Raw genomic sequence first — 5,434 nt, forward strand, 5'->3', positions numbered from 1 at the left:
TGTTTGCGCCCCCCGGGCGCGGGCGCGGGACGGCGGACCACCGCCACCGTCGAATAGGTCACGCCGTCGGTCGAGCGCTCGATCCGGATCGGCCTGCGGGCGCCGGCCGTCCAGGTCAGGCGCAGCAGGGTCAGCGACTCCACCGTGCCCAGGTCGACGACCATGCGGCCGGTCGGGCCCGGCCGCCAGGAGGTCGCCGGGTTGCCGTCCACCGCGCGGGCCGGAGCCGTCATGCCGGTCGGTATCGGCGACGTGGGGAACGTCGTTCGGCCGCGGGCCAGGTCTGCCGTCGGCGTCACCGGTCCACCCGGGACGGTCAGGGTCACGGATCTGCCCGCGGGGACGCGTACCCGGGAAGACCAGAGACCCGATCGCACAGCGATCGCCACGCGCCGCGACGCCGGGGCCGTGACGGTCACGTGGTGGGAGTCGGGCACGGTGAACCGGGTGCCCGGCGGCGCCTCGCCCACCACCTCGAAGCGCGGTGGCTCGACCCGCCCGGTGCCGGCCGGTTGGGTCACGGCCCACGCCAGGCCGTCCTCGCGGACCACCTGCACGCCCCGGTAGAGCCGGTGCGGCGAGGGGATCGTGACGGTCGCGCCGCTGATCGGGCCGGATGTCAGGTTGAAGATGCTCAGATAGCCGTCGGCGTCGCTGATCGACAGGCCGGGCGGGGTGTCCGGCATCCGCCGGCGGGCCCGGTCCCGGAGGCTGACCGCGCGGGCGTATCCCTCGATCAACGTGGGCGAGGCCTCGCCGGTGGCCGCGATCACGCTGGTCGCGGACACCGTGATCGGCCGGTCGGTGGCGTACGTGACCAGCCCGGCCCGGCCGTCGATGTCCACCCAGTTGCCGGAGATCTCGTGCGCCTGGGGCACCGCGACGACATCCGACCAGGTGGCCGCGTCGAGCGACGTCTGGATCACGTAGCGGACGGCGTACGCGGCCTCCCAGACCAGCCGCACCCCGGCGACCGTGACCGCCGAACCCAGATCGACCGCGAACCAGCTGTCCTGTCGCCCGCGCTGGTTGCGGTCCACCGCCCAGCGCGTCTCCGGGTTGCCGTCCGTCGCGTTGGCGGCCGGATAGCTCACGTCGGACGACGACGCCGCGGTCAGCGCGCCCTGAGCCAGATCGCCGCCGGCCTCGTCCAGCACGCTCATCGTCCACAGTGAATAGCCGTACTGGTTCGCCGCCTGCCGGCCCAGCACGCGCACGTAGCGGGCCGGTCGCGGCGCGAAGTGCAGCTCGTCGACGCCGCCGTCGCCCCCGCCACCCGCGCTGCCGTCCAGCGTGACCGAGCCGGCGGCGCCGGTGAACGTGCGCCGGCCGGTGAGGCCCGGCATGCCGGGCATGTCGAGGTTGAACAGGGACAGCACGCCCTCGTCGGTGCCGATGCCGGAGCTGGCGTAGACCACCGTGCCGGTCGGCAGCGTCGCGTACCCCGCGTACTGCTCCCCGAAGCTCAGCACCGTCGCGGTCGCGTCGACGCCGTCTCGCAATTCGGAGTACGCGGTGGTCCAGGCGTCGGACGGCACGCGGGTCGAGGCCGGCAGGAAGGCCGCGGCCCTGGTGTCGATCAGCCAGTTGTCGTGCCGCGGCTGCCACAGGAAGTTGACGAACCCGGCTTTCGTGACCGCCGCGGCGAACGCGTCGGCCGACTGGTGTGCGGTGAGCCCGACGTCCGCGCCGAAGTCCCGCGTGCCGGCGGCCCGGGCGAAGAACGCACCCGTCGGCACCACCGGACTCGTGCGGTTCGCGTGGAAGAGATACGCGATGGCCAGCTCGGCCCGCGCCTCCGGCTCGTACTTCTCCTCGCCGCTGAACTTCGCCAGCCGCCACGCCGGCTCGTACCGCAGATAGGGCTCCAGCCGATCGGCCAGATCGGCCTCGGCCCGCGCCGCGTCCCGATCCCCGACCACCTGCGCGAGGTACGCGAGCGGCAACACGTCCCGCCCGTAGAGGTGATAGCGGTCCGCCACCATCGGCATGACCGGCTCGCCGGCATCGGAGGCCAGCAGGCGCAGCGTGCGCCACAGCTGCGCGCCGTTCGGCTGGTGCAGCAGCACGTCCGGCACCGGCTTGCCGGCCGTGATGAAGTGGATCGCGGCCCGGCCCGCCGTCCGCCACAGCTCCGCCTGGTAGTGCGGGTTCACCGAGTCGTGGTTCTCGACCACGAATGTGTCGTGGATGTTGTGCGCCCGGCTGCGCTCCCGGACCAGCGCACCGTCCTGACGCGACAGATTGGCCCGATCCGCGGCCGGCAGTGCGCTCGCGTTCGCGGCCCAGAAGGTGAAGCGGTCCCGCAGCGCATCGTCATCGCGGCCCCACGCCAGCCCCGGCGCGATCGCCTGCGCGTAGACGCCCATCTCCTCGAGCTTGGTGTCGCCGATCCAGCCGCCGCGCGTTCCGGCCGGCGTCCACCCCGAGCTGAGCGGGTCGTCGCCGTAGGCCAGCCCGAACGCGTACGCGGCCTGGCCGGAGGCGATCTGGCTGACCTTGGTGCGGGTGCGGTCGTCGAGGTCGGTCCAGAGCAGCCGGGCGGCCAGGACGAAGTACAGCTCGAAGGTCGAGTCCCAGAAGAGCTGCCGGCCCCACTCGGACCCGCCGGTGAGCCGGTTGGTGCCGGCGAATCGCCCGATCGTGGCGAGCGTGCGCTCCCGCAACGTGTCCTTGCCGACCCCGGCCAGCGCGGCGTCGTAGTCGGCCATCCGCAGCAGCACGGCGTTGCCCAGCACGCCGGCGAAGCGGAAGTCCGAGGACCGGTAGGCCCCGATCGCCGGATCCCACTGCTGCTCCATCCACCGCGTGTGCAGGTGCAGCACCCGCCGGTAGACGTCAGCGACCGGGTCGTGCCGGGTCGCGACGGGGAGCCGCGGCGCCGGGAGCGCGAGCACGCCGCCCAGCGCCAGCACCTGCCGGCGGGACAGCGGCACCATCGAACCTCCACGCGAACCGGACGAACGTGCCGACAATCAATACCTTCTCCACCCTGTCCCTGCCAAATGCCGTTTGGGTAACGGCTCAGATCGGGCCGGCCGTCTCCGGCTCGCGTGCCGTGTGCTCGATGATCGCGCCGGCCACGCGGTCGGGTAGTCCGGGGGAGAACAGCACGTGGCCCATGTCCGGCATCGGCATCAGGCGGGCGCCGGGGATCGCCGCGGCGAGGGCGCTCGCATGGGCCGGCGGGAAGATCGGGTCGTCGGCCGCCGCCAGGACCAAGGTCGGCGCCTCGATCGCCGACAGCGGCGGCGGGTCGACCTCGATCGAGGCGAGCCGACGGTGGTTCGCGCCCTTCGTCCAGTCGCGGGCCCGCGCGAAATGCCTGGTCGCCACGGCTCGCGCCGCGTCCTCGTCGAACGGTGCGTCCCCGTTCAGGATCCGGTAGATCACCACGTCCGCCTCGACCCGCTCGGCCGCGGTCGCCCGTGGCAGGTCGCCGGCCGCGCCGATCGCCTCGAGGAACGACTCGGCCGGGCCGGGCAGGTCGTCCCCGCCGTGCACCGATGAGGTCGCGAACAGCGTGAGCGTCCGTACGCGAGCCGGCTGCGCCGCCGCCAGCCACTGCGCGATCATCCCGCCCATCGACGCGCCGACGATGTGCGCGGACGCCAGACCGTGACCATCGAGCACCGCCAGCGCGTCGGCCACCAGGTCGGCCAGCGAATACGGGTCGGCGTCGAAGTCCACGGTCGTCGACTCGCCGGTGTCCCGGTGGTCGTAGCGGATCACCTGCAACCCGCCCTCGACCAGCCGGGACACCAGCGCGTCCGGCCAACCGATGCCCTGCGCCTCCGACCCGTTGATGAGCAGCACCGCCGGGTCGGCCGCGTCGCCGGAACGCTCGGTCCACAGCCGGATCTCGCCGGCGGAAACAATCATGCCGACGAAGTTAGGCGATCAGCCGGAACAGGGTGAGCCAGTTTTCCGGCCACACCATCCCGACCGGGACGTCCTCGGAGAGGCGGTTCGCCCGGAATGCCGACGCGACCCGCCGCCGGCCGTAGCGCCGGGACAGGGACGCGGCCAGCGAGCCGCCCACGCCGGTGAAGCCGCAGTCCACGAACGACCGGTATGCCGCCAGGTCGGCGGGTGCGACCAGCGGGATGTCCCGGTGGGCCAGCCGCAGCACTCCGCCGTCGACCCTCGGCACCGGCCGGAACGCCGTCCGGGGGATGCGGCCGGCCAGCTCCCACTCGTGTGTCGGCCACGTCTCGATGGTGAGCCGCGACCAGCGCCCGTAGTCGCCGGTGCGCTTGCGGGCGTACTCGAGCTGGGTCACCAGGGTCGCCTCCAGGAGAGATGGCGCGTCGAGGCACCAGCGCACCACCGGGGCGGTGAGTGCATAGGGGATGTTCCCGACCACGGCGAAGGGCGCGGGCGGCGGCGACGCGCGTAGGAAGTCCGCGACCCGGACCTCCAGGCGTGGGTGGGCGGGCAGCGCGGCGGCATGCGCGGGATCCACCTCGAAGGCGACCACCCGGCCGGCCCGGGCGAGCAGCAACGACGTCAGCCGGCCGCGGCCCGCGCCCACCTCGTACACGAGGTCGTCGGGTTTCAGGCAGGCGGCGTCGACGACCGTGCGCAGGGCAGCGGAAGAGGAAAGGAAGTTCTGACCGTAGGCGCGACGGGCGCGAGCATGCGCACGCCGCGGTGAAGAGGGCGCCATGACCGTGGTCCTGTCCGCCGTCGAGTGACGGCATGAACGGAAAAGGACACGTGGGCCCTGCCCGACGAACCGGGTGTCAGGCCAGGGCCGGACGCCCGTCGCGGAGACGGATCGAGGCGAGCGGTCCCCGCGCGGGCGCCCAGGCGCCGGCGAGGAGAGCGTGCGTCGTGAACATTCGGCGACCGTACAAAACCGGCGCCGTCGCGTACACCGAATTAACGCCAAATGAGGTCGCGTATGCTTGTGCCGGGTCGTGACTGGCGTGTTCGGATGGGTCAACCATCGTGGAGCGGCCCCGTCGAGGGACGACTGCCGCGCGCCTGGGCCTTTCTTTCGTGATAGGGAGGTCCGATGAACGCCGAGTCTCAAGCATTTCGCTCCGCTCTCGATGTCGTCCGCCAGGTCGAGCCCCGCATCGCCGACGCGATCGCCAAGGAGCTGACCGACCAGCGCGAGTCGCTCAAGCTGATCGCCAGCGAGAACTACGCGTCGCCGGCCGTGCTGCTCGCGATGGGCAACTGGCTCAGCGACAAGTACGCCGAGGGCACGATCGGCCGCCGCTTCTACGCCGGCTGCCAGAACGTGGACACCGTCGAGTCCGTGGCGGTCGAGCACGCCACCGCCCTCTTCGGCTCGCCGTACGCATACGTCCAGCCGCACTCCGGCATCGACGCCAACCTGGTCGCGTACTGGGCGATCCTGGCCGACCGGGTCGAGGCACCGACGCTCAAGCGCCTCGAGAAGCGGCAGGTCAACGACCTCACC

At 72.5% G+C, this 5,434-nt stretch carries 3 protein-coding genes, 1 pseudogene and 1 riboswitch; of the genes and pseudogenes, 1 reads left to right on the forward strand and 3 read right to left on the reverse strand.

Translation table 11 applies throughout. The annotated features are described in order from the left end of the window. From AB0M20_RS25285 to erm, 3 genes are all read right to left on the reverse strand, one after another. Positions 1–2,939 (reverse strand): discoidin domain-containing protein (locus AB0M20_RS25285; RefSeq protein ID WP_364302169.1); only part of this gene is annotated, 2,939 nt, incomplete at its 3' end. Positions 2,940–3,024: 85 nt separating this feature from the next. Next, on the reverse strand, positions 3,025–3,882 hold the full coding sequence (locus AB0M20_RS25290; protein WP_364302171.1) for an alpha/beta fold hydrolase: 858 nt from the start codon (positions 3,880–3,882) through the stop codon (positions 3,025–3,027). Between the two features lie 10 nt (positions 3,883–3,892). Continuing rightward, on the reverse strand, positions 3,893–4,669 hold the full coding sequence (gene erm / locus AB0M20_RS25295) for an ErmE/ErmH/ErmO/ErmR family 23S rRNA (adenine(2058)-N(6))-methyltransferase (RefSeq protein ID WP_364302173.1): 777 nt from the start codon (positions 4,667–4,669) through the stop codon (positions 3,893–3,895). Positions 4,670–4,912: 243 nt separating this feature from the next. After that, positions 4,913–5,002: riboswitch (ZMP/ZTP riboswitch) on the forward strand. 18 nt (positions 5,003–5,020) lie between these two features. Here erm and AB0M20_RS25300 point away from each other — a divergent pair. After that, a pseudogene (locus tag AB0M20_RS25300) lies at positions 5,021–5,434 on the forward strand (glycine hydroxymethyltransferase); the annotation flags it as partial.

The sequence above is a fragment of the Actinoplanes sp. NPDC051633 genome (assembly GCF_040681735.1).
Taxonomy (GTDB): domain Bacteria; phylum Actinomycetota; class Actinomycetes; order Mycobacteriales; family Micromonosporaceae; genus Actinoplanes.